The 26,924-nt window shown below is 69.0% G+C and carries 24 protein-coding genes; 12 read left to right on the plus strand and 12 right to left on the minus strand.

All coding sequences use genetic code 11. The features are described from left to right. Positions 1–114: 114 nt before the first annotated feature. Genes CRT60_RS07925 through CRT60_RS07940 form a run of 4 tightly spaced genes read left to right on the plus strand, consistent with a single transcriptional unit; the run spans position 115 to position 3,458 of the window. Positions 115–984, plus strand: coding sequence for a branched-chain amino acid ABC transporter permease (locus CRT60_RS07925; protein WP_098735873.1), 870 nt, complete (start codon positions 115–117; stop codon positions 982–984). Then, on the plus strand, positions 981–2,003 hold the full coding sequence (locus tag CRT60_RS07930) for a branched-chain amino acid ABC transporter permease (protein ID WP_098735874.1): 1,023 nt from the start codon (positions 981–983) through the stop codon (positions 2,001–2,003). Before CRT60_RS07925 ends, CRT60_RS07930 begins: the two co-directional genes overlap by 4 nt. Then, on the plus strand, positions 2,000–2,755 hold the full coding sequence (locus CRT60_RS07935; RefSeq protein ID WP_098735875.1) for an ABC transporter ATP-binding protein: 756 nt from the start codon (positions 2,000–2,002) through the stop codon (positions 2,753–2,755). Before CRT60_RS07930 ends, CRT60_RS07935 begins: the two co-directional genes overlap by 4 nt. Beyond that, positions 2,745–3,458 carry an ABC transporter ATP-binding protein gene (locus CRT60_RS07940; protein ID WP_098735876.1) on the plus strand — a complete coding sequence of 238 codons (714 nt, stop codon included), beginning with the start codon at positions 2,745–2,747 and terminating at the stop codon, positions 3,456–3,458. Before CRT60_RS07935 ends, CRT60_RS07940 begins: the two co-directional genes overlap by 11 nt. Positions 3,459–3,467: 9 nt before the next feature. Here the strand turns inward: CRT60_RS07940 and CRT60_RS07945 are convergent, their stop codons facing one another. From CRT60_RS07945 to CRT60_RS07975, 7 genes are all read right to left on the minus strand, one after another. Then, a complete protein-coding gene (locus tag CRT60_RS07945; RefSeq protein ID WP_244592354.1) occupies positions 3,468–4,496 on the minus strand; it encodes an amino acid ABC transporter substrate-binding protein in 1,029 nt (342 codons plus the stop codon). A 56-nt stretch (positions 4,497–4,552) separates the two neighbouring features. Beyond that, positions 4,553–6,781, minus strand: coding sequence for a methyl-accepting chemotaxis protein (locus tag CRT60_RS07950; protein WP_098735878.1), 2,229 nt, complete (start codon positions 6,779–6,781; stop codon positions 4,553–4,555). A gap of 570 nt (positions 6,782–7,351) precedes the next feature. Further along, complete coding sequence (locus tag CRT60_RS07955) at positions 7,352–8,059, minus strand: response regulator (protein ID WP_098735879.1); 708 nt, start codon at positions 8,057–8,059, stop codon at positions 7,352–7,354. Between the two features lie 35 nt (positions 8,060–8,094). Then, positions 8,095–8,838 carry an amino acid ABC transporter ATP-binding protein gene (locus CRT60_RS07960; protein ID WP_042694164.1) on the minus strand — a complete coding sequence of 248 codons (744 nt, stop codon included), beginning with the start codon at positions 8,836–8,838 and terminating at the stop codon, positions 8,095–8,097. Positions 8,839–8,858: 20 nt separating this feature from the next. Further along, positions 8,859–10,034, minus strand: coding sequence for an amino acid ABC transporter permease (locus CRT60_RS07965; RefSeq protein WP_098735880.1), 1,176 nt, complete (start codon positions 10,032–10,034; stop codon positions 8,859–8,861). Further along, complete coding sequence (locus tag CRT60_RS07970; RefSeq protein ID WP_098735881.1) at positions 10,031–11,188, minus strand: amino acid ABC transporter permease; 1,158 nt, start codon at positions 11,186–11,188, stop codon at positions 10,031–10,033. The genes CRT60_RS07965 and CRT60_RS07970 overlap by 4 nt, the downstream gene beginning before the upstream one ends. A 181-nt stretch (positions 11,189–11,369) precedes the next feature. Beyond that, positions 11,370–12,404, minus strand: a complete 1,035-nt coding sequence (locus CRT60_RS07975; RefSeq protein WP_098735882.1) for an amino acid ABC transporter substrate-binding protein — start codon at positions 12,402–12,404, stop codon at positions 11,370–11,372. Between the two features lie 317 nt (positions 12,405–12,721). On the opposite strand from CRT60_RS07975, the gene CRT60_RS07980 reads away from it, so the two are divergent. From CRT60_RS07980 to CRT60_RS07990, 3 genes are all read left to right on the plus strand, one after another. Continuing rightward, positions 12,722–13,774, plus strand: a complete 1,053-nt coding sequence (locus CRT60_RS07980; RefSeq protein WP_098735883.1) for a sensor histidine kinase — start codon at positions 12,722–12,724, stop codon at positions 13,772–13,774. A gap of 112 nt (positions 13,775–13,886) precedes the next feature. Continuing rightward, on the plus strand, positions 13,887–14,654 hold the full coding sequence (locus CRT60_RS07985) for a hypothetical protein (RefSeq protein WP_098735884.1): 768 nt from the start codon (positions 13,887–13,889) through the stop codon (positions 14,652–14,654). 198 nt (positions 14,655–14,852) lie between these two features. Then, positions 14,853–16,133, plus strand: a complete 1,281-nt coding sequence (locus CRT60_RS07990) for an MFS transporter (RefSeq protein WP_098735885.1) — start codon at positions 14,853–14,855, stop codon at positions 16,131–16,133. A 21-nt stretch (positions 16,134–16,154) separates the two neighbouring features. Here CRT60_RS07990 and CRT60_RS07995 read toward each other — a convergent pair whose 3' ends face one another. After that, a complete protein-coding gene (locus CRT60_RS07995) occupies positions 16,155–18,038 on the minus strand; it encodes an FHA domain-containing protein (RefSeq protein WP_098735886.1) in 1,884 nt (627 codons plus the stop codon). Positions 18,039–18,176: 138 nt separating this feature from the next. On the opposite strand from CRT60_RS07995, the gene CRT60_RS08000 reads away from it, so the two are divergent. The 3 genes from CRT60_RS08000 to CRT60_RS08010 all read left to right on the plus strand — a co-directional run bounded on the left by CRT60_RS08000 (position 18,177) and on the right by CRT60_RS08010 (position 21,499). Then, positions 18,177–19,646, plus strand: coding sequence for a D-alanyl-D-alanine carboxypeptidase/D-alanyl-D-alanine-endopeptidase (locus CRT60_RS08000; protein WP_244592355.1), 1,470 nt, complete (start codon positions 18,177–18,179; stop codon positions 19,644–19,646). A gap of 161 nt (positions 19,647–19,807) precedes the next feature. Then, positions 19,808–20,458, plus strand: coding sequence for a chemotaxis protein (locus CRT60_RS08005; RefSeq protein ID WP_098735888.1), 651 nt, complete (start codon positions 19,808–19,810; stop codon positions 20,456–20,458). Between the two features lie 69 nt (positions 20,459–20,527). Further along, the gene (locus CRT60_RS08010) at positions 20,528–21,499 is read left to right on the plus strand and encodes an endonuclease/exonuclease/phosphatase family protein (protein ID WP_098735889.1); all 972 of its coding nucleotides are present in this window, start codon (positions 20,528–20,530) and stop codon (positions 21,497–21,499) included. Positions 21,500–21,526: 27 nt separating this feature from the next. Here the strand turns inward: CRT60_RS08010 and CRT60_RS08015 are convergent, their stop codons facing one another. Beyond that, the gene (locus CRT60_RS08015) at positions 21,527–22,306 is read right to left on the minus strand and encodes an SDR family oxidoreductase (RefSeq protein WP_098735890.1); all 780 of its coding nucleotides are present in this window, start codon (positions 22,304–22,306) and stop codon (positions 21,527–21,529) included. Continuing rightward, the gene (locus tag CRT60_RS08020) at positions 22,303–22,626 is read right to left on the minus strand and encodes a nuclear transport factor 2 family protein (RefSeq protein WP_098735891.1); all 324 of its coding nucleotides are present in this window, start codon (positions 22,624–22,626) and stop codon (positions 22,303–22,305) included. The genes CRT60_RS08015 and CRT60_RS08020 overlap by 4 nt, the downstream gene beginning before the upstream one ends. Before the next feature lies 1 nt (position 22,627). Here CRT60_RS08020 and CRT60_RS08025 point away from each other — a divergent pair, with 1 nt between their 5' ends. Continuing rightward, on the plus strand, positions 22,628–23,644 hold the full coding sequence (locus CRT60_RS08025) for a LysR family transcriptional regulator (protein ID WP_244592356.1): 1,017 nt from the start codon (positions 22,628–22,630) through the stop codon (positions 23,642–23,644). 148 nt (positions 23,645–23,792) lie between these two features. After that, entirely contained in the window at positions 23,793–24,155 is a 363-nt protein-coding gene (locus tag CRT60_RS08030; protein ID WP_098735893.1) for a hypothetical protein, read from the plus strand. A 75-nt stretch (positions 24,156–24,230) separates the two neighbouring features. On the opposite strand, the gene ahpF is transcribed toward CRT60_RS08030, so the two are convergent. Further along, a complete protein-coding gene (gene ahpF, locus CRT60_RS08035) occupies positions 24,231–25,826 on the minus strand; it encodes an alkyl hydroperoxide reductase subunit F (RefSeq protein ID WP_098735894.1) in 1,596 nt (531 codons plus the stop codon). Positions 25,827–26,250: 424 nt separating this feature from the next. After that, positions 26,251–26,814, minus strand: a complete 564-nt coding sequence (gene ahpC, locus CRT60_RS08040; protein WP_042697589.1) for an alkyl hydroperoxide reductase subunit C — start codon at positions 26,812–26,814, stop codon at positions 26,251–26,253. Positions 26,815–26,924: the final 110 nt, after the last annotated feature.

The raw sequence follows: 26,924 nt of genomic DNA on the forward strand, positions 1-26,924 counted from the left end.
GTTAGGGTGAGGGGGGCGCGCGGCAGGATTTTAGGGTGAGGCACGCGGTGCTTCCCCCTCACCCCGACCCTCTCCCCGGGGGGGGAGAGGGGGATGGGCGGGTGGAGAGACATCATGGAAACCATGTTCGGGATCGCCGTCGACGGGGTCGCCTACGGCATGATCCTCTTCATCATCTCCGTCGGGCTGTCGGTGACGCTGGGGCTGATGCGGGTGGTCAATCTGGCGCATGGCGCCTTCGCCATGGTCGGCGGCTATGTCGCCTCCTATGCCGCGCAGAGCGCCGGGCTGCCCTATGGGCTGGCGCTGGTGGTGGCGGTGGCGCTGACCGTGCTGGCGACGCTGCCGCTGGAACGGCTGCTGTACCGCCGCATCTACGGCTCGGCCAACGAGCTGGCGCAGGTGCTGCTGACCATCGGGCTGACCTTCGTCATCGTCGCCGGCATCAATTACCTGTTCGGCCCGACGCTGAAGCGCATTCCGCTGCCGGACCTGCTGACCGGCACGGTGCAGCTGGGGCCGAAGGCGATCCCGACCCACCGCGCCTTCGTGATCGGCGCCGGGGCGGCCACCCTGCTGGGGCTGTGGTGGCTGCTGGAGCGCACCGATTTCGGCATCCGGCTGCGGGCGGCGGTCGACGATCCCGCCATGGCGGCGGCGCTGGGCATCCGGACCGAGCGGCTCTATCTGGCGACCTTCGCGCTCGGCACCGGGCTGGCGGCGCTGGGCGGGGTGCTGGGGGCGGAGCTGCTGCCGCTGGAGCCCTATTACGCCATCCGCTACATCGTGTTGTTCCTGGCGGTGGTGGCGGTCGGCGGGGCGGGAAGCATCTTCGGCTCGGCGGCGGCGGCGCTGGCGCTGGGCATCGTCGACACCGCCGGCAAATACCTGATCCCGAATTTCGGCGAATTCTTCTTCTACGCCGCCCTGATCCTGATCCTGTTCCGCTGGCCCCACGGCTTCTTCAAAGGGAGGACGGCATGACCAGCGTCGCCGAGCGCGACGGAAAGGCCGGCGCCGTGACCCGACCGGTTGCCCCCGTCAGGCGCCGCGATCTCGGCTGGATCGGCATTCCGCTGGTCGCATTGGCCGGGCTGGCCGCCTTCTGGCTGCTGCCGGACGATCTGGCGCTGCTGACCCGCATCGCCGCCTCGGCGCTGTTCGTGCTGTCGCTCGACCTCGTGCTCGGCTATGGCGGGATCGCCACGCTGGGGCAGGCGGCGATGTTCGGCACCGGCGCCTATGCCGCCGGCATCGTCGCAGTCAACTGGAACAACGACCCCTTCGTCATGCTGGCGGCCGGCGGGCTGGCCGGCGGGCTGGTCGCGCTGGCGACCGGCGCCCTGATCCTGCATGCGCGCGGGTTGACCCTGCTGATGCTGACCATCGCGGTCGGGCAGATCGTGCAGGAGGTCGCCAACAAGGCGCGCGACTGGACCGGCGGCAGCGACGGGCTGTCGGGCATCGACCCGGCCCCGGTGCTGGGGCTGTTCCGCTTCGACATGTTCGGCCGCACCTCCTACCTGTTCGCGCTGGCGGTGCTGGTGGTCGGGCTTCTGGTGGCGCGGCGGATCGTGCGCTCGCCCTTCGGGCTGGCCTGCCGCGGCGTGAAGGAGGACCCCTTGCGGATCTCCGCCATCGGCGGGTCGCCGAAATCCTATCTGGTGGCGCTCTATGGCGTGGCCGGGGTGTTCGCCGGGGTGGCCGGCGCCCTGACCGCGGTGACCAGCGGCATCGTCGGGCTGGACAGCGCCGGCTTCCCCTGGTCGGCGGAGGCGCTGGTGATGCTGGTGCTGGGCGGCACCGGGCGGCTCTACGGTGCTGTGATCGGCACGGCGGCCTTCATGGGCATCCACCACATCCTGGCCGCCAGCGATCCCTTTCACTGGATGGCCTTCATCGGCCTGTTCCTGATCGGCATCGTCCTGTTCCTGCCCGGCGGCATCGCCTCGGGTTTGGAACGGCTGGGCGGACTGCTGCGCCGAAAGGAGGGCGGAGCATGACCAAGCTTCTGGAAGTCGAGGCGCTGTCCAAGAATTTCGGCGGCTTGCAGGTGTCGTCCGACATCACCATGACGCTGACTGCCGGCGACCGCTGCGCCCTGATCGGGCCGAACGGGGCGGGCAAGACCACCTTCGTCAACCTCGTCACCGGGGTGATCCCGCCCAGTGCCGGCATCATCCGGCTGGACGGTCGCGACATCACCAAACTGTCGGCGGCGGAGCGGGTGCGGCTGGGGCTGATCCGCAGCTTCCAGGTGGCGCGGCTGTTCAAGTCGATGACGGTGCGCGAGCATCTGGAACTGGCCGTCCTCCAGCGCGACCGCCGCACCTTCCGCCTGTTCGCCAGCGTCGCCAAGGTGGCCGGGCTGGCCGACGAGGTGGCGGGGCTGCTCGACACCATGGGGCTGACCCAGGTGGCGCACACGGCGGTCGGCTCGCTGGCCTACGGGCAGCAGCGGCTTCTGGAGATCGCGCTGGCGCTCGCCATGAAGCCGAAGGTGCTGATCCTCGACGAGCCGGCGGCTGGCGTGCCCCATTCGGAAAGCCAGCGCATCCTCGATGCCATCGACCGGCTGCCCAAGGATCTGGCGGTGCTGATGATCGAGCACGACATGGATCTGGTGTTCCGCTTCGCGCGGACCATCGTCGTGCTGGCGCAGGGGCGGCTGCTGTGCAGCGGCACCGCCAAGGAGATCGTCGCCGACCCGCGCGTGCGCGAGGTCTATCTGGGGAGCCGTGCCCATGCCCACTGAACCGCGTGGCGCTTTCGAGGTCGCGGAATTGCGCGCCGGCTACGGCAAGACACTGATCCTCGACGGCGTGTCGCTGGCCGTGCCGGCGGGCGGGCGGCTGGCCCTGCTCGGCCGCAACGGGGTGGGGAAGACGACGACGCTGGCGACGCTGGTCGGCCAGACCAACCGCCATGGCGGCAGCATCCGGCTGGACGGGGTGGAACTGGGCGCGATGAGCAGTTCGGCGCGGGCGGCGGCGGGGCTCGGCTATGTGCCGCAGACACGCGACATCTTCAAATCGCTGACGGTGGAGGAGAACCTCGTCACCGGGCTGAAGGGGCGGTCGCGCTCGGCGCTGGAGGAGGCGTACGAGCTGTTCCCCCGGCTCGGCGAGCGGCGGCGCAACGGTGGCGGCGAGCTGTCGGGCGGCGAGCAGCAGATGCTGTCGGTCGCCCGCGCGCTTCTCGGCAAGCCGACGGTGCTGCTGCTTGACGAACCGCTGGAGGGGCTGGCGCCGGTGATCTGCGACACGCTGATGGCGGCGCTGTCGAGGCTCGACATGACCATCCTACTGGTGGAGCAGCAGGTCGACCGCGCGCTGGACTTCGCCGACCGCGTGGTCTTCCTCGACCGCGGCCGGGTGGTTCATGCCGGGCCGGCGGCGCAGGCGAAGGCGGACTCGGCGCTGCTGGAGCGGCATCTGGGCGTGGCGCTGGCGGCGTAGGGAGCGCCGTTAGCGGAACGGCGGCGCGTAGAGCAGGCCGCCCTGGGTCCAGGGCTTGTTCATTCCGCGGTCCATGCCGTAGGGGACACCGAGGTTGCGGTCGAAGATCTCGCCGTAGTTCCCGACCTGGGCCAGCACCTGCAAGGCCCAGTCGTCGGGCAGGCCGAGCGTGCGGGAAACGCTGCCGGCGTGGCCCAGCATGCGGTGCAGTTCGGGATCGTCGGGGATGCGGCCGGTCTGCACGTCGGCGGACGTGACGCCCTTGGCGTCGGCCAGAATGATGGCGTGGAGCACCCAGCGGGTGATGTCGTACCAGTTGCGGTCGCCGCGCGCGATGTAGGGCGTCAGCGGCTCGCGCGAGATCACGTCGGGGTAGATGTGGATGCCCATCCCGGCCTGCCGGTAACCGGCCAGCGAGGTCACCAGCACGGTGCGGTCGGTGGTCAGCAGGTCGCATTCATGGGCGAGGAAGGCCTGCAACGCCTCGTCCAGCGTCTGGAAGGTGCGGATCGTCCAGGGCAGGTCCGACTTGCGGATATGATCCTCCAGATTGCGGACCGTGGTGGTGGCGGTCTTGACGCAGACGGTGCGGGTGCCCAGCCGGTCGAGCGGCGGCGGCGTGCCGTCGCCGAGGATGGCGAAGCCCTGGCCGTCATGCAGCAGCGGCATCAGGAACTCGATGTCGTGCGACAGTTCGCGGCTGAAGGTCCAGGTCGTGGTGGTCAGTGCCACGTCGACCTCGTGCTTCTCCACCGCCTGGAATTCCTGCGGCTTCTCCGGCAGGCGGACGACGCGGATCGCCTGGGCGTTGCCGAGCGTCGCCGCGGCGAAGACCCGGCAGACATCGACCAGGAAGCCGTCGAGATGCCCCTGCGGATCGGAGAAGGAGATGCCGCTGACGCCGCTGCGCAGGCCGCAGATCAGGAAACCGCGGCCATGGATGCGCTCCAGCGTGTCGCCGTCCTCGGCATAAGCCGGGAATGTGAGCGCCGGTATGGCCGAGACCATCGCCAGCAGCACAAGCAACACCAGCCGCATCCCGACACCCATCCCCTGAACCCGCCTCTTCCGCCGCACCTCTACGGCGGGCGGGATCAGGCCGCCTGCCCGGCGCGCAGCGTGCCGAGCAGACTATGCAGCGAAGCGGCTTCCTCGGCCAGCGTGTTCGCCGTTTCGGTCAGCGAGGCGGCAATGTCGCCGGTGCGGGCGGCCTGGGCGCTGACGCCGTCGATCAGGCTCGCCACCTCGCCGGTGTTGCCGGCGATCACCCCGACGCGGCGGCGGATGTCGGTGGAGGAGTCGGTCTGGCGCGCCACGGCACCGCCGATCAGCTCCTGCACCTCGCTGATGCGCTCGACCGAGCCGGAGATGCGGGCGAAGGTGCCGACGGTGTTCTGGATGCTGCCGTTGATGGCGCTGACCGAACTGGCGATCTGCACGGTGGCGTTGGCGGTCTCCTCCGCCAGCTTCTTCACCTCCGCCGCCACCACGGCGAAGCCGCGGCCCGCCACGCCGGCCGCCGCCGCCTCGATGGTGGCGTTCAGCGCCAGGAGCTTGGTCTGGTGGGCGATGCTGGTGATGACGTCGACGATGCGGCGGATCTGCTCGGTGTTGTCGCCCAGCTGGCCGACCACCTCGCGGGCGGCGGTCAGCTCGCCCAGCGTGGCGCCGACCACCCCCGCCGCCTCGCTCGTCAGGCTGGAGACGGTGCCGATGGTGTCCATCAGCGTGCCGGCGCTGTCGTTGCAGGTGTTGGCGTTGCGGTTGCTCTCGGCGACGAAGCTGCCGGCGCTGACCGTGCTGTCGATGGTGCCGGCCGATTCGCGGCGCAGCGCGTCGGCCAACTCGCGCAGCTGGCCCGACTGGGTGGCGACGCCCGACGCCACCTGATGCACGTCCTCCATCAGCTGGCGGGCGAGTGCCGCCGAGCGCATCTGCTCGGTCACGTCGGTCCAGGACAGGGTCTTGCCCAGCACGTTGCCCTGGTCGTCGAAGACGGTGTCGACATGGGCCTCCACCGTCGTTTCGTCCACGGTCAGGGTGCGGCGCGGGATCGGCGGGCGGGCGGGGTCGGTGCAGGCGGCGGTGAAGTCCGGCCCCTGGGCCAGCAGGTCGGGACCGGCCGGGTCGATGCCGTGCGCCTCGCAGAAGCTCCGGGCGGCGGGATTGACGAAGCCGACCTGTGCTTCTCCATTGGGGCCGTCGGTGCGCAGGAGCGCCGTCGGAACCGGGCTGCTGTCGACCATCCGCTTCATCAGCAGCACCTGCTCGACGCTGCCGCGCAGGCGGCGCAGCGCGGCGGCCATCACCGCCAGTTCGTCGCGGCCGGTGCGGGGAACCTCGATGGACAGGTCGCCGGCGGCGATCTGCTCCATGGCGCGGGCGAACTTGCGCAGGGTGGCGATGACGGCGACGCGCAGCAGCAGGGCGGCGGCGATGGCGACGGCCAGGGCGAAGGCGGCGACCATCTTGAGGGCGTCGTTGCGCAGGGCCTCGGTCGCGCCGACGAACTCCGACACGTCGCGCGAGATCTCCGCCGTCGCCCAGGGCAGCCCGCCGTCGCCGCCGAGCGGCACGGTGGTGGTGGAGAGCTGCGCATGGGCCGACGGCTCGCCGCCCTTGGCCTCGAACAGCACGCCGCCCTTGGCGTCGGTGATGCGGATGTCGGCGTCCAGCACCGCGCCCAGGTTGGACAGGGCGGGCAGGGGATCGGTCACCACCTCGAGGAATCCCAGGACGCGGAAGCCGCCGATGGGGACGATCATGCTGAACAGCGGCCGGCCCTGGCCGTCGCGCCACAGCAGGCTGGCCGGGCGGCGCTTGTCGGCGATGTCGCGGGTCTTCAGCGCCTCGAACAGCGGGGCGACGGTGGCGACGCTGTCCTGCTCCCCGCCGGTGGCGGCGATGCGGGCCATGTCGGCGTCATAGACGGCGACCGAGACCAGCCGCACCTCGCGGTCGACCACCACGGGCCGCGCGTTGATGTTCTTCAGCGCCAGCATCGTCTTGGCCGGATCCTTCTGGTTGATGCTGTCGACCAGGAAGGCGTCGCGGCTCCATTCGTTGGCGTGGCCCTGGAGCCAGTCCGTGTAGTTCTTGCGGATGCGGTCGTTGGCCAGCACCCGCAGGGTGGCCGCAGCACTGCTGTTGAAGGTGGTCAGCGCGAAGTCGGTGTAGCGTTGCGACACCCAGGCCTGGCTGGCGATCAGCGCCGCCACCAGAACACCCACCACCGACACCATGGCGCGGCGCAGGGTCCAGAAGCGGTGGCGCGCACCGCCATCGTCCGGGGTGCTGCCCGCATTCGTCGAGATCGCCGTCATGCCCAAACCCCCGCCGCCAGTGAACGGTTTCAACGGATTGCTACACGCATATCGTCGCAGGGCCCTTTGAACGGTTTAGCGTTCATTTGTGAACAGTTCGTGTCTTTTCGTTTGCATTTGAGACAAGCCGGGATGACGGCGGCAAGGAAACAGGCGGAATTTTTGGCGGATATGCGGTCTATGACTTTCCCAGGGAGGAATCCCGCAAGATGAAAAGCAACCGGATGTGGTGGATTGACTTCGGAAGAGGCCGATTGCCTGCGTTAACGCATAAAAAATAGGCCACGGAAGCGCGCGAAAAATTTTCGCGATTTCCGTGGCCCAGGTTGCCGAGCGCGTGGCCGCCGCGAGACTGAAGCGACGGGGGAGTTTGCTCGGGGTTCGGTGTCTCCCCTCTCCCACTCTCCCTCTCCCCAGGGGAGAGGGAGAGTGGGAGAGGGGGATGCGAGGGGTGGATTCGGTGGGGAGCGGGGAGTGTGCGACTCTATGAAGATCCTCGCCGCGCGCCCCCCTCACCCTAACCCTCTCCCCGGGGGGGAGAGGGGATCCGAAGGGTGGGAGAGGGACTGTTCATCCATCCTGTGTCACATCGCCGGCGAACAGGTAGCCTGTGCCGTGGACGGTGACGATCAGCCTCGGGTCCGCCGGATCGGTCTCGATCAGGCGGCGCAGGCGGCGGACGAGGCTGTCGATGGTGCGGTCGGTGGCGTCGGTCTTGCGCCGCGTCGTCGCCGTCAGCAGATAGTCGCGGTTCATCACCCGGCCGGGGTTGCAGACGAAGGTCGACAGCAGCTCGAACTCCGCGCCGGTCAGCCGCACCGGGTTGCCCTGCGGGTCGGTCAGGCGCATGCGGTCGAGCCACAGCGTCCAGCCGGAAAAGCAGCGCCGGCGGTCGTCGCGCTGGTCGCCCGGCGCCTTCAGCCGGCGCAGCAGGTTCCGCACCCGGGCCAGGATCTCGCGCGGTTCGAAGGGCTTCGCGATGTAGTCGTCGGCCCCCATCTCCAGCCCGATGATGCGGTCCAGCTTCTCCGCCCGGCTGCTGACCAGGATGATGCCGATCTCCGACACCGCGCGAAGCTCGCGGGTCAGGGTCAGCCCATCCTGGCGCGGCAGCCGGATGTCGAGCAGCACCACGTCCACCGACGCCGCCGCCAGCAGATCCTTCAGCTCTTCCGCACTTCGGGCCAGCAGGACGTCGAAGCCCTCATCCGTCAGATAGGACTTCAGCGTCTCGCGCGTCACCGCGTCGTCGTCGGTGATGGCAATGGTCGCCGCCATGACCCTCTTGTCCGCCTCTCAGCGCGCCCTCTGCCTCAATGTTCCAGGATCTGGCCCAGGAACTGGCGGGTGCGCTCGCTTTTCGGGTTTTCGAAGAATTCGGCCGGCGACCCGCTCTCGATGATCGAGCCTTCGGCCATGAAGACAATAGAGTCGGCGACCTGCCGGGCGAAGCCCATTTCGTGGGTGACGCAGACCATGGTCATGCCCTCGCCGGCCAGCTCGGTCATCACGTCCAGCACCTCCTTGACCATTTCGGGGTCGAGTGCCGAGGTCGGCTCGTCGAACAGCATGATCTCGGGCCGCATGCACAGCGCGCGGGCGATGGCGACGCGCTGCTGCTGGCCGCCGGACAGCTGGCCGGGGAACTTGTGCGCCTGGTCGGGGATGCGCACCCGCTTCAGGTACATCATGGCGATTTCCTCGATCTCGGACTTCGCCATGCCGCGGACCCAGATCGGGGCCAGCGTCAGGTTCTGGAGCACCGTCAGGTGCGGGAACAGGTTGAAGTTCTGGAACACCATGCCGACCTTGCGGCGGATCTTCTCCACCGCCTTGACGTCGTCGGTCAGCTCGATGCCGTCGACGATGATGTGACCGGTCTGGTGCGCTTCGAGCCGGTTGATGCAGCGGATCATCGTCGACTTGCCCGAGCCGGAGGGGCCGCAGACGACGACCTTCTCACCCTTGCCGATGCTGATGCTGACGTCGCGCAGCGCGTGGTAGCTGTTGTACCACTTGCCGACCTTGCGGAGTTCGATGATGGCGTTGGCGGTCATTTGTCGGTCTCCAGAGCCGGTCAGCGGCGGGTGTAGCGGTTGGCCAGACGCTCCAGCCACTGGCTGTAGCGCGACATGCTGAAGCAGAAGATCCAGAACATCAGCCCGGCGAAGACATAGACCTCGGCGAAGTAGGGGCGCCATTCGGGGTCGGTCGTCGCCACGGTGGCGGCGGTCAGCAGGTCGTACAGGCCGACGATGGTGACCAGCGAGGTGTCCTTGAAGGCGCTGATGAACTGGTTGACGATGGGCGGGATGACGATGCGCAGGGCCTGCGGCAGGACGATCAGCATCGTCTTCTGCCAGTAGCTGAGGCCCAACGCGTCGGCGGCCTCGTACTGGCCCTTGGGGATCGCCTGCAAGCCGCCGCGCACGGCCTCGGCCAGATAGGCGGCGGTGAACAGCGTCATGCCGGCGAGAGCGCGCAGCAGCTTGTCGACCGTGACGCCTTCCGGCAGGAACAGCGGGAACATCACCGAGGCCATGAACAGCACGCTGACCAGCGGCACGCCGCGCATCGTCTCGATGAAGCCGACGCAGAAGGTGCGGATGGCGGGCAGCGAGGACTGGCGGCCCAGCGCCAGCAGGATCGACAGCGGGAAGGCGAGAGCGATGGAGAAGACCGACAGCATCAGCGTGATCGGCAGGCCGCCCCAGCGGTCGTTCGGCACATAGGTGAGGCCGGCGACGCCGCCCCACATCAGCACGCCCATGCCGACCAGCGTCAGCACCCAGGCGACGGCCAGCCAGGGCCGCCAGAAGGCGCGCACGCCGCTGGCCCCCAGCATCGCCACGAACAGGGCGCAGGCCAGGAAGGGGCGCCACTGCTCGTCATAGGGGTAGGTGCCGAAGAAGATCAGCCGGTGCTTGACCACGATCACCGACCAGCAGGCGCCGGCCGCCTCGCGGCAGGCCTCCGACGACCCCGACCAGCTGGCTTTCAGCAGCAGCCAGTTCGCCATCGGCGGCACCACCAGCCACAGCAGGAACAGGCAGGCCAGCGTCAGCGCGGCGTTCAGCGGCGTGTTGAACAGGTTGTCCTTCGCCCAGCCGAAGGGCTTCAGCGCCGTCATGCCGTTGGCCTGCGGCGGGGCGGAGGCCTGGGTCGGCTCCTCTTCATAGGAGGCGGCCCAGCGGGCGGGGGAGACGGGACCGGTGGGGATCGGGGCCTGATCGGCCGGGGAGTGCTTGCTCATCGGGTCACCAGCGCCACGCGGCGGTTGTACCAGTTCATGAAGCCGGAAATCGCAAGGCTGATGATGAGATAGACGAGCATCATCATCGCCACCGCCTCCACCACCTGGCCGGTCTGGTTGGCCGAGGTGTTGGAGACGCTGACCAGATCCGGATAGCCGATGGCGACGGCCAGCGAGCTGTTCTTGGTCAGGTTCAGATACTGGCTGGTCAGCGGCGGCACGATGACGCGCAGCGCCTGCGGCAGGATGACGAGGCGCAGGATCTTGCCCGGCGACAGGCCCAGCGCCAGCCCGGCCTCGGTCTGGCCGTGCGGCACGGCGAGGATGCCGGAGCGCACGATCTCGGCGATGAAGCCGGCGGTGTAGACCGACAGGCCGATCAGCAGCGCGGTGAATTCCGGGGTGACCGACCCGCCGCCCTCGAAGTTGAAGCCGGCCAATGCCGGCACGTCGAACGCCAGCGGGGCGCCGGTGACGACGAAGGCCAGGGCCGGCGGCAGCAGCAGGGCGGCGATGACGGCCGGCAGGGTGGGGAAGGGCTTGCCGGTGGTCTCGCGCCGGCGGCGGGCATAGCGGACGACGGCGATGGCGGCGGCGATGCCGGCGACCAGAGCCAGCAGGATCCAGCCATGGCCGGCATGCTCCACCAGGACCGGGAACTTCATGCCGCGGTTGCTGAGGAAGATGCCGGGCAGGATCTCCAGCGCCTCGCGCGGGCTGGGGAGCCGGTTCAGGATGGTGTACCAGACCACCAGCTGCAAAAGCAGCGGGACGTTGCGGACCGTCTCGACATACAGGGTGGCGAAGCGGTTCACCATCCAGTTGGACGACAGCCGCCCGATGCCGATCAGCACGCCCAGCAGGCTCGCCAGCACGACACCGGCGGCCGACACCGCCAGCGTGTTCAGGAGGCCGACCACCAGCGCCGTCAGATAGGTGTCGGAGGCGGAATAGGGCAGCAGGCTCTCGCCGATCTCGAAGCCGGCCTCGCGGTGCAGGAAGCCGAAGCCGGTGGCGACGCCGCGGGTGGCGAGGTTGGTCAGCGTGTTGGAGACGAGATACCAGGCGACGGCGAGGGCGCAGGCCAGGAACAGAGCCTGATACAGCCACCCCCGCACGCGCGCGGAATTCAGCGCCTGGACCGGGTTTGTCATGGTGTTGCTCCGTGCGGGGGATGACTACCCTCTCCCGTCCCGGGAGAGGGAGGGACCCGCCGAAGGCGGGAGGGTGAGGGGTGAGCCAGACATGGATTATCGATCCTTGCCTGCCCCCTCACCCTTCCCATGCTCCGCATGGGCCCCTTCCCTCTCCCGGGGCGGGAGAGGGATAACTCGCTTACTTCATCGGCGGGGCGTACATCAGGCCGCCTTCGGTGTAGAGGGCGTTCTGGCCGCGCGGCATCTTCAGCTTGGAGCCCGAGCCGACGTTGCGCTCATAGCTCTGGGCGTAGTTGCCGACCTGCTTGATGATGGCGTAGGCCCAGTTCTCCTCGACGCCCAGCGCCTTGCCGTTGCCGGCGGTGACGCCCAGCAGGCGCTTCACGTCCGGATCGGGCGAGGTCATGGCGGCGTCGACCGTCTCCGACGTCAGGCCCTTCTCCTCGGCCTGGACCATGGCGTAGAAGGCCCAGGTGACCAGGTTCATCCATTCCTCGTCGCCCTGGCGCACGGCCGGGGACAGCGGCTCCTTGGAGATCAGCTCGGGCAGGATGACGTAGTCGTTGGGGTTCTGCACCTCGGCGGCGCGGATGGCGGCCAGCTGGGAGGCGTCGGAGGTCAGGGCGTCGCAGCGGCCGGCGAAGAAGGCCTTGTTCAGCTCCTCGTTCTTCTCGATGACGACCGGCTTGAAGGTCATCTTGTTGGCGCGGAAGTAGTCCGACACGTTCTGCTCGGTCGTGGTGCCGGGCAGGACGCAGACGGTGGCGCCGTTCAGCTGCTTGGCGCTCTTCAGCCCCAGCTTGGCCGACACCATGAAGCCCTGGCCGTCGAAATAGTTGGTCGGCGCGAAGTTCAGGCCGTTGGCGGTGTCGCGGGTCAGGGTGCGGGTGGTGTTGCGGGCCAGAAGGTCGATCTCGCCGGACTGGAGCGCCGGCAGGCGCTGCTGCGCCGACAGCGGGGTGTACTTCACCTTTTCGGCATCGCCGAACATGGCGGCGGCGACGGCGCGGCACATGTCGACGTCCAGGCCCGACCACTTGCCCTTGTCGTCGGGCGAGGAGAAGCCGTACAGGCCCAGGTTGACGCCGCACTGGACGTAGCCCTTCTGCTTCACGCCATCGAAGGTGGCGCCGGCCTGGGCGGTACCAGAGAGGGCAATGGCGGAAACGGACAGGGTGGCCGCGATGGCGAGTGCGCTCAGATGGGACTTCACGGGGCGGGGCTCCTTCAGCCTTGTGGTTCATTGGACGCCGGGGCCGAGGGCTCCGGCCGCCGCATGCCGCCACAATCGCTCCGTGGATTGAACAAAGTGCCCGCCCGTCATGAACGGATGTGGTGGAAATGTGAACAGCTTTGGACGGATGAGCCGCGTGCGCGGCGAAGGCGATGGCCGGGCTTCGCCCGCCGATGGTCACGGCTGCCGGCCGATATTTCACGTGCACGGGCTTCCCCATGCCCTTACAAGCGATGGGTGCCGGTCATATGTGTGCGCCGGGAGTTCTGGGGGTCGCTCTGGGAGTCATGGAGGCAATGGGGTCCGATCGGCCGGTCTGGCAGTGGGTCGCGCGTTTTTCGCTGCTGCGGCGCGGCCCGGTGCCGCGCTACGGTGCAGCACTGCTGATCTTCGCCGCAGCATTGCTGGTGCGGCAGGCCGCCGACAGCACCCTGCCCACCGGCTTTCCCTATCTCACCTTCTTCCCGGCGGTGATCGTGACCACCTTCATGGCCGGTCGGGGGCCGGGGGTGGCGACGGCGGTGCTGTCCGGACTGGCGGCCTGGTATTTCTTCATTCCGCCTTACCATTCCTTCGCCCTCGATGCGTCGGTCGGGGTGGCGCTGGGCTTCTATGCGGTGGTGGTCGCGGTGGACATCGCGCTGATCCACGGCATGCAGGTGACGCTGGCCCGGTTGCAGGAAGAGCGTGGCCGCACCGCCTCCCTGCTGGAGGCGCAGACCACCATGTTCCACGAGCTGCAGCACCGCGTCGCCAACAACATGCAGTTCGTCTCCGCCCTGCTCGCCCTGCAACGGCGGTCCATCGACCGGTCGCCGGACGCCGCGGTGGCGGCGCTGGAGGAGGCGGAGCGGCGGCTCGACACCATGGCGCGGCTGCACCGGCGCCTGCACGACCCGCGATCCGGCGACGATTTCGGCAGCCACATCGACGGGCTGTGCCGGGACATGCTGGCGGCGGCCGGCATGTCCGGCGTCACCTGCCGCGTGACCGTGCAGGCGGCGCCGCGGTCGCCCGAACGGCTGCTGGCGCTGGCCATGCTGATCGTGGAGGCGCTGACCAACAGCCTGAAGCATGCCTTCGCCGGCCGCGACGGCGGCGGCACCGTCACCATCGAACTGACCGGGCTGCCGGACCAGCCCGGCCAGCTGCGCCTGCTGGTGATGGATGACGGAGTCGGCCTGCCGGACGGCTTCGACGTGCAGCGGCTGCCCAGCCTGGGCTGGAAGATCATCCAGAGTTTGGCCGCCCAGCTGTCCGGCCGGTTGAGCCATGGCCCCGCAAATGGCATCGCAAATGGCCCCGGCGGCAGCACCGGCACGCGGATCGAATTGCATTTTCCCGCCTGATGCGGCATCTGCACCGACTCCGATCGCGGCTTTTCCGTCGCCATCGGAAGAACTATCTGTGATCTTGCCGGTTGCTCTGCGGGGACCGGCAGGGGAAAGCGGGAGAGGGATTATGGCGACGCTGAAGGAATTCGAGGACGCGCTGAAGGCGTCGGGCAACACGGCCGCGCTGGAGATCCTGGAGTCCCTGCGGGCGCGCGACCGCTCCCAGCGTTCCGTCCGGCCGGCGCGGCGCCTGACCGGGCGCAAGATGACGCCGGAGCTGGCGACCGAGATCCTGCACCTGCACGAGACCACCAACATGACCCAGCAGGAGATCGCCTTCCAGCTGGGGGTGAACCAGGGCCGGGTGAACGAGGTCATCAAACGCCGCAAATGGCTGAACGAAGACGCCGCCGCCCCGGAGGCGCAGGCCCGCGACCAGGCCAAGCAGCGCGCCAAGGAAGGCGTCGGTATCGCGCCGCGCCGGCCGCCCCGGAAGAAGGCGGCGAAGCCCGCGGCCGAAGCGGCCCCCGAGATGGCCCCTGGTGTGCCGCCCGAGGCGGTGACGCCGGTGGAGCCGCAAGTCGAGCCGGCCGTGCAGCAGCCCGTAGCGTCGGCGGAGCCGGAGATCGTCGTCGCGCCGGAGCCCGCGCCGCCGGTTCCCGTGGAACCGGTCGCCAAACCGCCTGCCGCCAAACCGCTTGCCGCCAAACCGCGCGCCGCTAAGCCGTCCACTGCCAAGCCGCCCGCTGCCGAACCGCCTGCTCCCGAACGGCCGATGCCGGTGGCAGCGCCGGAGTTGCCGCTGGAGCAGCCGGAAGCGGCGAAGGACAAGCCGAAGAAGGCGCGCAAGCGCGACAAGGCGGCGGAGATGCCGCTGTTCAAGGATCTGCTGTAACGCTCCGTGAAAGCCCTCTCTCACCGGGGGAGAGGGCATAAGCCATGCCCGCCGGTCATTTCGCACCTGCGGAATTAACGGCCTGCGGCGGATTGCCTCAGCGGGGGGTAGGCAAATATCCTGACCCTGCCCCGGTTGCTTTCGATTTCCCCTGCCGCCGGGCCTGACCTTATCCAGCGCGACAGCGGAGAAACGACAATGGCGTCTGCCGGCCATCACGGCGACTTGCGTGCCGAGGCACAGCTGGCCTCGGCCCATCCCGGTCTGGTGCTGCTGGCGCTCGCCATGGGTGGATTCGCCATCGGGACGACCGAATTCGCGACGATGAGCCTGCTGCCCTATTTCGCCAGCGGGTTGGGCATCGACGAGCCGACCGCCGGCCACGTCATCAGCGCCTATGCGCTGGGTGTTGTGGTCGGCGCGCCGGTGATCGCGGTGCTGGCGGCGCGGGTGGCGCGGCGGACCCTGCTGATCGGGCTGATGGCGGTCTTCGCCGCCGCCAACGTGGCCAGCGCCTTTTCGCCCTCCTATGGCTGGATGCTGGCCTTCCGCTTCATGAGCGGGCTGCCGCACGGCGCCTATTTCGGCGTCGCCGCCCTGGTCGCCGCCTCGCTGGTGCCGCCGCAGCGCCGGGCGCAGGCGGTGGCGCGGACCATGCTGGGGCTGACGGTGGCGACCGTCATCGGCGTGCCGATGGCGAACTGGATCGGGCAGGTGCTGGGCTGGCGCTGGGGCTTCGGCGTGGTCGGGCTGCTGGCCCTGCTGACCGTGGTGCTGGTCTGGTTCCTCGCGCCCAACGACCGCCCGCACCCGGATGCCAGCCCGCTGCGCGAGCTGGGCGCGCTCAAGCGCCGTCAGGTCTGGCTGACGCTTGGCATCGGCGCCATCGGCTTCGGCGGCATGTTCGCGGTCTACACTTATGTCGCCTCCACCCTGATGGAGGTGACGCAGGTGTCGCCGGCGATGGTGCCGGTCGTGCTGGCGGTGTTCGGGTCCGGCATGACCGTCGGCACGCTGGTCAGCGCCTGGGCGGCCGACCGCGCCCTGATGCCGACCGTCGCCTTCACCCTGCTGTGGAGCGCCGGGTCGCTGGCGCTTTATCCCTTCGCCGCCGGCAATGTGTGGCTGGTGTCCATCGTCGTCTTCATGATCGGCTGCGGCGGCGGTCTCGGCACGCCCTTGCAGGCCAGGCTGATGGATGTGGCGGAGGATGCGCAGACGCTGGCCGCCGCGCTGAACCACAGCGCCTTCAACGCGGCCAACGCGCTCGGCCCCTGGCTGGGCGGCATGGCGATCGCCGCCGGCTGGGGCTGGACCTCCACCGGCTGGGTCGGTGCGGCGCTGGCGCTGGGCGGTCTGGCGGTGTGGGCGGTGGCGCTGCTGGACGACCGGGCGACGGCCAGCCGCGCGGCCGAGTCGCTGAAGTCTGAGTCGCTGAAGTCCGAGTCCCGGCTGGCGGAGGCCTGCGCCGGGGACTGACCCCCCGGCATCGCTGGGAAGTCAGCGCCCCCCGGCCACGCTCCAGGCGATGCGCGCCGGATGTTCGCCGAGGTCGAGGGAGCCGATGACGATCTCCCCCCGGCCGGACAGCGGCGCCACGTCGCCCATCTTCAGCAGGCGCTGCTCGCCGGCCTGCGGCACCAGACGGGTGCCGTTGCGGCTGAGATCCTCCAGCGTGAAGACCCCGTCGCGCAGCCGGATCATGGCATGCCGGCGGGAGGCGGAGGCGTGGTCCAGCATGATGCCGCAGTCCGCCCCGCGTCCGATCACCAGATCGGCCCCCGCATCGGGCACCGCCACCGTCCGGCCCTGATAGCTGAGCGTCAGGCGCAGCGCCGGGGCCGGCGGGGCCCGCATGTCGACCGTCATGTCCGTCGGCTGGGCATGCGGCATGGTTGCGGTCCGCATGCCCGTCACCACGCCGAGGCCGGTCACCGACACGCGCTGGTCGTCGGGGATGGCGGCGATCTTGGCGATCAGCCCGTCGGCCAAAGCCCGCGGGATGCCGGCGGCGCGCAGGCGGCGGCCCAGCCCCTCGCGCACCTCCTGGAGCGAGGCGCCGGGAGCGGCCAGCTCCGCCGCGGACTTCACCCGGTTGAATTCGTCGGCGACGCGCTGGATGACGACGCTGATCTTCTTGTGGCCGTAGGCGCTGGCGCCGAGGTCGAGCAGATAGCCGAGCCGTCCCGCCGCCGTGGTGAAGCGGCCAGCCAGCCGCGTCATCGTCTCCTCGAAGGGCAGGTCGGTGCCGCCGGTGGCCCACACGGTCTTGCCGCGGCGGGTCAGCGACTCGGCCATGGCCGGACCGCCCATATAGCCGTCGAAGGCGATCATGCCGTCGACGATGGATGAGAAGGCGCGGGCGTCGCTGGCCGCCCCGCTGCGGGTCAGCGGGGTCAGACCGTCCAGTCCGCCGCGGATGCGGTGCAGCAGCGCCTCGCGCGTGCGGGCGAAGCCGAAGCCGGTTCCGTCCGACGCCAGCGCGTTCGACAGCGCCAGCAGCGGTTCGGTGTGGGGCAGCCGGTCGTCCAGATCGCCGCGCAGCGCCGCCAGCAGCGCCAGCAGGGCGGAGGCGAGATCGGGCGCATAGCCGATCAGGGCGCGGATCGGCTCCCGCCCGTCGACGATCTCCGCGGAGAATTCATCCACCAGCCGGGTGTTCTCGCCATCCTCCTCCTGGTGGAGGCGCAGGACGGCGGTCAGCTTGGCCCCCCATTCCCGGTGCGGCTCCAGCAGGGTGGCGAAGGCGTGGGTGACGATGCGGTCGCGCTCCTCCACCGGCCGGTCGACGGCGGCCAGCAGCAGGCCGGAAATCCCGCCGCGCATCAGCGCCTGGTCGAAGGGGGCGAGCGTGTCGGATTTCTGGGCGAGATCCTTCAGCGCCGTGAACAGGCGGGTGATCTGGTCGTAGCGCTCATGCGGCTTCACCCCCAGCATCGGCGCCTGGAGGGTGGCGAGCCGGCTGACCGCCGGGTTGAACAGCAGAGCCTCGCGTTCGAAGTAGCGCAACGGATAGTAGCGGTGAAGCTGCTCCGACGGAATGACGCCCTGGTCATCCCAGTAACCGCGCAGCAGCCGCAGCAGGGTCATCCGGCTGTCGAAGGAGAAAACCTGCAACACGTCGGTGCAGAGGTTGGCCGTCTCGATGGGCGAGATGGTCGTCAGCTTAGTACCGCCGGAGGACGTCTTCTGGAAGATGGTTTCTTCCCGCCCGGTGCCGGTGACCTTCACCACGCGCACCACCGGGAACTTGGCAAGGCGCAGCAGGAAGTTGGCGCGTTCCGTCGCCGACTTCTCGTCTTCGAAGACGCCGTCGATGTTGGGCTTGCCGCCCTGTTCGACCACCACCTCGAAGCGCGCTTCGCGCCGCTTGGACATCGCCATACGGTCCCCCTTTGGCTCGCCCCCGTCGGAGTATCCTTTTCCGACTGGCGTCCGGCTACGTCCCTGTTCGCGATTCCCGGCGATTTTTTCCCAAAATACTTTATGAAAGCTTCGATCAGAAGCGGAAAGACCCGAACCGTGACCGCAATCCGTCGCTCCGGTAGCCTACCCGATAACCGGCCCGCTCTCGGCCGCAGGCCTTTCCTCGGCCTCTTGGGATCGCTGGGTCTGACGGCGGCGCTCGATCCGCTTCCCGCTCTGGCTTCCACCACCGGTGGTTTAGAAAGTGCCGCGGTCGGTTATATCCTGTTCGAGCCGGACAGCGGAACCGTGCTGGAGTCGCGGGCGGCGGACACCCCCTTCATCCCGGCATCGGTGGCGAAGCTGCCGACGGTGGCGGCGGCGCTGGCCCTGCTGGGACCGGACCATCGCTTCACCACGCGGCTGCTGGCGACGGGGCCGCTGACGGGCGGGGTGCTGCGTGGCGATCTGATCCTGCAAGGCGGCGGCGACCCGGCGCTGGCGACGGAAGGGCTGGTGCAGCTGCTGGGCGGACTGGCCGCCGCCGGGCTGCGCCGGGTGGAGGGGCGGTTCCTGTACGACACCGCGCTGCTGCCCGATCTGGCGGAGATCGACGCCGGGCAGCCCTGGGCAGCCCCCTACAACACCGGGGTCGGGGCGCTGTCGCTGAACTACAACCGCGCCCTGCTGAACTGGCGGCGCGGCGGCGCCGGGCCGGAGGTGCTGACGGTCGCCGATGCCGGGCGCCTGCCGCTGGACAGCGTCGCCGTGCGGCCGCTGGCCGGGAGCAGGGGCTTTCCGCTGCTGCCGGACGGCGCCGACCGCTGGCTGATGGCGCCGCCCGCCGCCGGAGAGGCGGCGGGCGCCTGGGTGCCGGTGGCGCGGCCGGGGCTGGCCGCCGCCAGCCTGTTCCGCCGGCTGGCCGGCGATGCCGGCATCGCCCTGCCGCTGCCCGAGGTTGGGCGGGCGCCGGCCGGGGCCGCAATACTGGCGGCGCTGGACAGCCTGCCGCTGAACGAACTGGCGCGCGGGCTGCTGCGCCATTCCAACAATTTGTCGGCGGAGGTGATCGGGCTGGCGGCCTCGAAGCGGCTGGACCCGTCGGCCGCGACGCTGGATCGGTCTGCGGCGCTGTTGCAGGGCTGGCTGACGCGGCAGCCGATGGAAAAGGGCGGGCAAGCGGCGGGGCAGGGTGCCGGCTGGCGCGGGCTGCGGCTCGCCAACCATTCGGGGCTCGGCACCGGGTCGCGCGCCACGCCGCGGCAGATGGCGGCGCTGCTGCGGGCCGGCGGACCCGCCTTGTGGGAGCTTCTGCCGGGGGAGGAGGACGGCAAGGCGCTGCCGTCGGGCGTCCATGCCAAGACCGGCACGCTGGCCTATGTGAAGGGGCTGGCGGGGCTGCTGACGGCGGGCAGCGGCCGGCAGCTGGGCTTCGTCCTGTTCATCGCCGACCCGGCACGCCGGGCGGCGCTGGACGCCGCACTCGACCGCCGGGTGACCGCCGTTCCGGCGGAGGCGCGCGGCTGGGCCGCCGCCGCCCGCAGGGTGCAGGACGAGACGCTGGGGCGCTGGGTTGCGACCTATTGACTGACATAGGTCATAGGGCGGAGGATGGCCCGTCCGGTAAAATGCAGTTCAAAGTCGATTCGATGACAGGTCGATTTCAGAAAAGTTACGCCTGCGTCGATTGATCGCGTGCCTATCCGGACCATATGCGTCGGCAACCAGCAGCGAGAGCCCGCGACCCGATGATGACAGACCGTTCCGCCACTTCACCCGCGCGCAAAATCCTGCGCCGCCGGCTGGAACGTCAGGATGTGGCCGCCAACCGCTATCACGACCGCCGGCTGGGGGCGGAGGTGGTCAACATCGTCGTCGGCGGCTGCGTCGTCACCGACGATCCGAACGTCGTCATCACCACCACGCTGGGCTCCTGCGTCGCCGCCTGCCTGTACGATCCGGTGGCGGAGATCGGGGGCATGAACCATTTCCTGCTGCCCGACGCCGGAACCGACACGCTGTCGCTGTCGTCGCGCTATGGCGCCACGGCGATGGAGCATCTGATCAACCGGCTGCTGGCCGTCACCGGCCGGCGCGACCGGCTGCGCGCCAAGCTGTTCGGCGGCGCAAACGTCAACCTGAACACGCTGCGCAGCGCCAACATCGGCCAGCGCAACGTCGATTTCGTCATGGAGTATCTGGCGACGGAGGGAATCCCCACCGTCAGCTGGGACGTCGGCGGCGTCAGCCCGCGCGCCGTGCGCTTCTTCCCCACCACGGGACGCAGCCAGCGCCGGCTGATCGGTGACGAGACCCTGCACGACATCGCCCGCAACGAGTCGTCCTACATGGAGCATCTCGGCCGGACGCGGATCGAAGGCGACGTCGAGCTGTTCTGATAGGCTCGACCGGGGGCGCGCCCGTTCGCCGCGCGCTCCCAACCCCGCCGTTCTTCCGCGGAGCCTTTCATGGCCGACACGCTGTTCCGGATCGCCACCTTCAACCTGGAAAACCTGGACGACGATGCCGACGAGCCGCCCTTCGAGGCGCGGATCGCCACGCTGCGCCCGCAGCTGGAACGGCTGGAGGCCGATATCCTCTGCCTTCAGGAGGTCGACGCCCAGCATCCGGTGAAGAGTGAGCCGCGCATCCTGCGCGCGCTGACCCGGCTGCTGGAGGGCACGCGCTATGCCGGCTACCACGTCACCGCGGGCGACGCCGCATCGCCGGCCGACCGCCACAACCCGGTGATCGTCAGCCGCTGGCCGATCCGGGCGGCAAGGCTGCTGCGCCATCATCTGGTGCCGCCGGCCCGCGTGCGGCTCGCCACCGCCGATCCGGCGGCGGAGGGGGAGACGGAGGTCGGCTGGGACCGGCCGGTCCTCCATGCCGAAATCGAGATGCCGGACGGCCGCCTCCTGCATGTGTTCGACCTGCATCTGCGGGCACCAATCGCCGCGCCGGTGCCGGGGCAGAAGGCCGGCGCCCAGATCTGGAAGACGGCGGCCGGCTGGGCGGAGGGCTACTATCTCGCCTCGATCAAGCGGGCGGGGCAGGCGCTGGAGACACGGATGGCGGTGGACCGGCTGTTCGACGCCGACCCCGACGCGCTGATCCTGGTGGCCGGCGACTGCAACGCCGACCTGGAGCAGACCGCCGTCCGCATCATCCGCGCCGCCCCCGACTTCACCGGCAACCCGGAGCTGGCCAACCGCATGCTGGAGCCGCTGGAGCAGGCGATCCCGGAGGAGCGGCGCTACACCGTGCTGCATGGCGGCACGCCGGTGCTGCTCGACCATCTGCTGGCCTCGCCGCGGCTGACCGAGCGGCTGCGCGACGTGGCGATCCACAACGAGGATCTCACCGACGAGGTCGAACACGCCGACGAGCCGTCGCCGGTCAGCTACCATGCGCCGGTGGTGGCGGGGTTCAGCCTGTAGAGCGCACACGGCTTGAGCACATGGGGCTCACGCGGTGGGAACCGTGCCGCCGTCGATGACGTATTCCGTGCCGGTGATCGTCCTGGCACGGTCGGACGCGAGGAAGGCGATCAGGTTCGCGACGTCTTCCGGCTTGGATGGTCCGCCGATCGGAATGCCGCCGAGCGAGTCCATGATGATCCGCTTGCCGCCTTCGTAATCGGTGCCGGCCTCTTTTGCGAGCCGCTCGGCCAGCCGTACCGCCGCCTCGGTCTCGATCCAGCCGGGGGACACGCGCACCACGCGCACGCCCTTGGGCGAGACCTCCTTGGAAAGGCTCTTGCTGTAGGTCGACAGCGCGGCCTTCGCGGCGGCATAGGCCGTCGTCGCCCCCGGCAGCGGCAGCTGGCGCTGTATGGAGGTCACATGGATGACCACGCCGTGGCCCTGTGCCACCATCGCCGGCACGAGTTCGCGGTCGATCCTGACGGCGGGCATCAGGTTGAGGTCGAGTTCCCTGGTCCAGTCCGCGTCGCCCAACGCCGCATAGCCGCCCGCCGGAGATGACGAGCCGCCCAGCATGTGGACGATGACGTCGACCCCGCCCAGCCGCCCGCGCACCGCGGCGGCGAGCGTGGCGCAGCCCTCCGCGGTTGTGAGGTCGGCGCCGACGAACATCTCCTCGCCGAGCGTGTCCGGCCGGGACCGGGCGCTGGTCAGCACGCGGGCGCCGAGCTCGCGGAACAGGGCGACGGTGGCCGCACCGGCTCCCCGCGTGCCGGAGGTGATGAGCGCCCTCTTGCCTTCGAGGCTGACGAACCCGGTCATGGGGCGATCTCCAGTCCGGCGATCCGCCCGCTTTCGATCCGGAACGCGAAGACCAGCGTGGCGGGACTGCCGGGGAACTGCCCGGACACCTTTGCACGGACCTTGGCGACCCCGTCCGTCTCGGACAGTTCGAGCGGTTCGATCACGTGCTGGTACTTGGCCTTCGCGGCGCGCCACCACGCATCGATGGCGTCGTGGCCGGGGTAGGACCCGCCTTCGTCCCTGACGACGGCGTCGGGCGCGAAGGCGGCGACCAGAGCCGCGCCGTCGGACCTCCGGTCGGCATCGATGTAGGCCAGAATCGGTGCGGGGAGTGTCATCGTGTTGTCTCCTGATCGGGATGTCTCTGTCCTTTCCAAGATGACTGTGGACACCCGTTTCGATAACCGGGATAAAATGGGATACGGAATTTCGATTTGCGGGACAATGAAGCGGGCTGAACTGAACGATCTCGATGCTGTCATCGCCATTGCCCGCAGGGGTTCGTTTCGCGCTGCGGCACTCGATCTGGGCATGTCCACGACCGCGCTCAGCAACGCCGTCAGGCAGTTCGAGGCGGGCCTCGGTGTCCGTCTGTTCAATCGGACGACGCGGAGCGTCTCGCTCACCGATGCCGGACGGCTGTTCGTCGAGCAGGTCGGTCCGGCGTTGCAGGATGTCCATGGCGCCCTGGAAGCCGTGCGGTCGCAGCAGACGACGCCGTCGGGCACGCTTCGCATCAACGCGTTCGCCATGGCGGCCCGCGAAATCCTCTCGCCGCTCGTTCTCGAGTTTCTCCGCAGGAACCCGCAGGTGCATGTCGATCTCGTCACCGAAGGGCGGCTGGTGGACATCGTCGCCGAAGGATTCGATCTCGGTGTCCGGGTGGCCGACCTCGTGCCGAGCGACATGATTGCGGTTTCCCTGGGCCGCCCGCAGCGATATGCCGTCGTCGGCTCGCCGGCCTATTTCGAGGGCCATGAGAAGCCCCGCGTCCCGCCCGACCTGCTCAACCACCCCTGCATCCGTGTCCGCCTGCCGAACGGCGCGCTGTATCGCTGGCAGTTCGAGAAGGACGGGCAGGCGACGCAGATCGACGTGCGCGGACCGATCACCCTGGACGAGGCCGGTCTCGCACGGACCGCCGTCCTGGAAGGGATCGGGCTCGGCTTTTTCATGGAGCAGAACGTGCGCGCCGACATCGAGGCGGGCCGTCTCGTCCGCGTGCTCGACGACTGGACCCCGGTCCGTGCCGGGCTTTGCCTCTATTATCCCGGACGGCGCAACCCGTCGGCCGCCCTCAGGGCGTTCATCGGCCTCGCCCGCGAAATCGGCGCGAGGCCGGGTGTTTCGCCTTGAACCCATCGCTGCGTTCGGCCGCTTGGCCAGACATGGTGCTGGATTCGGGGGCGCAACTGGTGGAAAACAGCGTCTTCGGGATTTTTGCGGCGTTCCTGCCCGGGTGAGAGGGCCAACGCCATTCAGCAGGTGTGATTTGGGAGACAGCATGTTCACTGCCGCCAGCTTCCGCGTCGGCGACCGCGTGACCATCCGCAGCGGCCAGTCCATTCCGCAATCCATCGCCACGGTGGAGCGCTACACCGAAGGCGGGCGTTGCATGGTGCTGTCCGACGGCAGCGAATGGCGCGCCGACGGCCGCCGCCAGTGGAGCTTCCGCGGCGGCTACTACAAGGGTCCGGTGGTCGAGCCGTTCGAGCAGGGCGACGACGAGTTCGTCGCGCGCCGCCGCGTTATCGGCGCGCTGCGCAAGTTCGGGGACAGCCTGACCATGGACTCAGGCTTGAGCACCGAGGCCTTGCAGCGGATCCTGGATGCGGTGGACAAGGAAAAGGCGGCGGTGAAGAAGTAGGCTCTTCACCCAATCGAACAGCAAAAAAGCCGGCGGCCCCTTGCGGGATCGCCGGCTTTTGTCATCTCGAACCGGTCACTCCGCCGCGATGGACTCGCGGGCGGGTTCCTCGGCCGGGACGGTGCGGATCAGGTGGTCGAAGGCGGCCAGCCCGGCCTTGGCACCCTCGCCCATGGCGATGACGATCTGCTTGAACGGCACCGTCGTCGCGTCGCCGGCGGCGAACACACCGGGCAGCGAGGTCTGGCCGCGGTTGTCCACCTCGATCTCGCCGCGCGGGGTGAGCGCCAGCGTGCCCTTCAGCCACTCGGTGTTCGGCACCAGACCGATCTGCACGAAGATGCCTTCCAGATCGACCCGCTTCAGCTCGCCGCTGTTGCGCTCCTTGTAGGACAGGCCGACCACCTTGTTGCCGTCGCCATGCACCTCGGTGGTCTGGGCCGACAGCAGGACGGTGACGTTGGGCAGGCTGTGCAGCTTGCGCTGCAACACCGCGTCGGCACGCAGCTGGCTGTCGAACTCGATCAGCGTGACGTGCGAGACGATGCCGGCGAGGTCGATGGCCGCCTCCACACCGGAGTTGCCGCCGCCGATCACCGCCACGCGCTTGCCCTTGAACAGCGGACCGTCGCAGTGCGGGCAGTAGGCGACGCCCTTGTTGCGGTATTCCGCCTCGCCCGGGACATTCATCGAGCGCCAGCGGGCGCCGGTCGACAGCACCACGGTGCGGGACTTCAGCGAGGCGCCGCTCGCCAGCTTCACCTCGATCAGGCCGCCCTCCTGGCTGGCCGGGACCAGGGCGGTGGCGGTCTGCAGGTTCATCACGTCGACCTCATAGTCCTTGACGTGCTGTTCCAGCGCCGCGGCCAGCTTCGGCCCCTCGGTGTGGGAGACCGAGATGAAGTTCTCGATCGCCATGGTGTCGAGCACCTGGCCGCCGAACCGCTCGGCCGCCACGCCGGTGCGGATGCCCTTGCGGGCGGCGTAGATGGCGGCCGCGGCACCGGCGGGGCCGCCGCCGATCACCAGCACCTCGAAGGGCGCCTTGGTCTTGATCTTCTCGGCGGCGCGGGCGACGGCGCCGGTGTCCAGCTTGGCGACGATCTGCGCCACGTCCATCCGGCCCTGGGCGAAGGGCTCGCCGTTCAGGAAGACGGTGGGGACGGCCATCACCTGACGCTGCTCGACCTCCTGCTGGAACAGCGCGCCGTCGATGGCGACATGCTTGATCCGCGGGTTCAGCGCGCTCATCAGGTTCAGGGCCTGGACCACGTCCGGGCAGTTCTGGCAGGTCAGCGAGAAATAGGTCTCGAAGCGGAAATCGCCGTCGAGGCTGCGGATCTGCTCCAGCAGCTCCTCCGACTCCTTCGACGGATGGCCGCCGACCTGGAGCAGGGCCAGCACCAGCGAGTTGAACTCGTGCCCCATCGGCAGGCCGGCGAAGGTGACGCCGATGTCGGTGCCGTCGCGCTTGATGGCGAAGGAGGGCCGGCGGGCGTCGGCGCCGTTGCGGTCCAGCGTGATCTTGCCGGACAGCGAGGCGATGTCCTCCAGCAGGCCCAGCATCTCCTGCGACTTCGCACCGTCGTCCAGCGATGCCACCAGCGTGATCGGGTGGGTGATGCGCTCCAGATAGGCCTTCAACTGCGTCTTCAGATTGGCGTCCAGCATGGCTTTCGTTCCCAACGTCTCATGTCCGGGGCGGAGCGCCTGCGCATGGTCGCGGCGGTCCGGGCGGAGAAAATTGTGGCCCGAGCAGGAAGAGCCGGTCGGGCGGGCGGTCTGGTTTTGAAACAGCGGAGAGTTCGGAACGTCATCGTCCTCCCCGCGCAGGCGGGGATCCAGATTTTGAAAGGACTGCGACAAAACGCGCCTGGATGCCCGCCTTCGCGGGGATGGGGAAACCGATGACGGAACCCGAACCGGGAGGCTTTTGAAAGCCGGCCCGTAAAAACCTGCCTTGCGGCCGGCCCCTTGTTTCATGGGGGCGGATCAAGGGTACTCGCTTTTAAAACCCGCCATCCAAGTCTGTCGGCGGCGGGGGTGGGGACCGGCCGGAGCCGGCCCCCGATCCTTGGATTTCCCTTGGGAAACCTTAGATCTTGCCGACGAGGTCGAGCGACGGGGCGAGGGTCTTCTCGCCTTCCTGCCACTTGGCCGGGCAGACCTCGCCCGGGTGGGCGGCGACATACTGCACGGCCTTGATCTTGCGCAGCAGTTCCTTGGCGTCGCGGCCGACGCCGCCGGCGGTGATCTCGACGATCTGGATCTTGCCGTCCGGGTCGACGACGAAGGTGCCGCGGTCGGCCAGGCCGACTTCCTCGATCAGGACCTCGAAGTTGCGGCTGATCGCCAGCGTCGGGTCGCCGATCATGGTGTAGCCGATCTTGCCGATGGCCGGCGAGGTGTCGTGCCAGGCCTTGTGGCAGAAGTGGGTGTCGGTCGAGACGCTGTAGACCTCGACGCCCAGCTTCTGGAATTCGGCGTAGTTGTCGGCCAGATCTTCCAGCTCCGTCGGGCAGACGAAGGTGAAGTCGGCCGGGTAGAAGAACACGACCGACCACTTGCCCTTCAGGTCGGCGTCGGTAACGTCGATGAACTTGCCGTTCTTGTACGCGGTCGCCTTGAAGGGCTTAATCTCGCTGTTGATCAAGGACATTTGTGTTCTCCGATAGATGCGATGATTGGTTGTCGCCCCAATCCCTGGCCGCTGGCCCCGGCCGGTGGCCGTGACATGCCCGACTTAGTGCGGCGCACCGGGTCGAACAA

Origin of the sequence: Azospirillum palustre, assembly GCF_002573965.1 — a bacterium.
Lineage (GTDB): Bacteria > Pseudomonadota > Alphaproteobacteria > Azospirillales > Azospirillaceae > Azospirillum > Azospirillum palustre.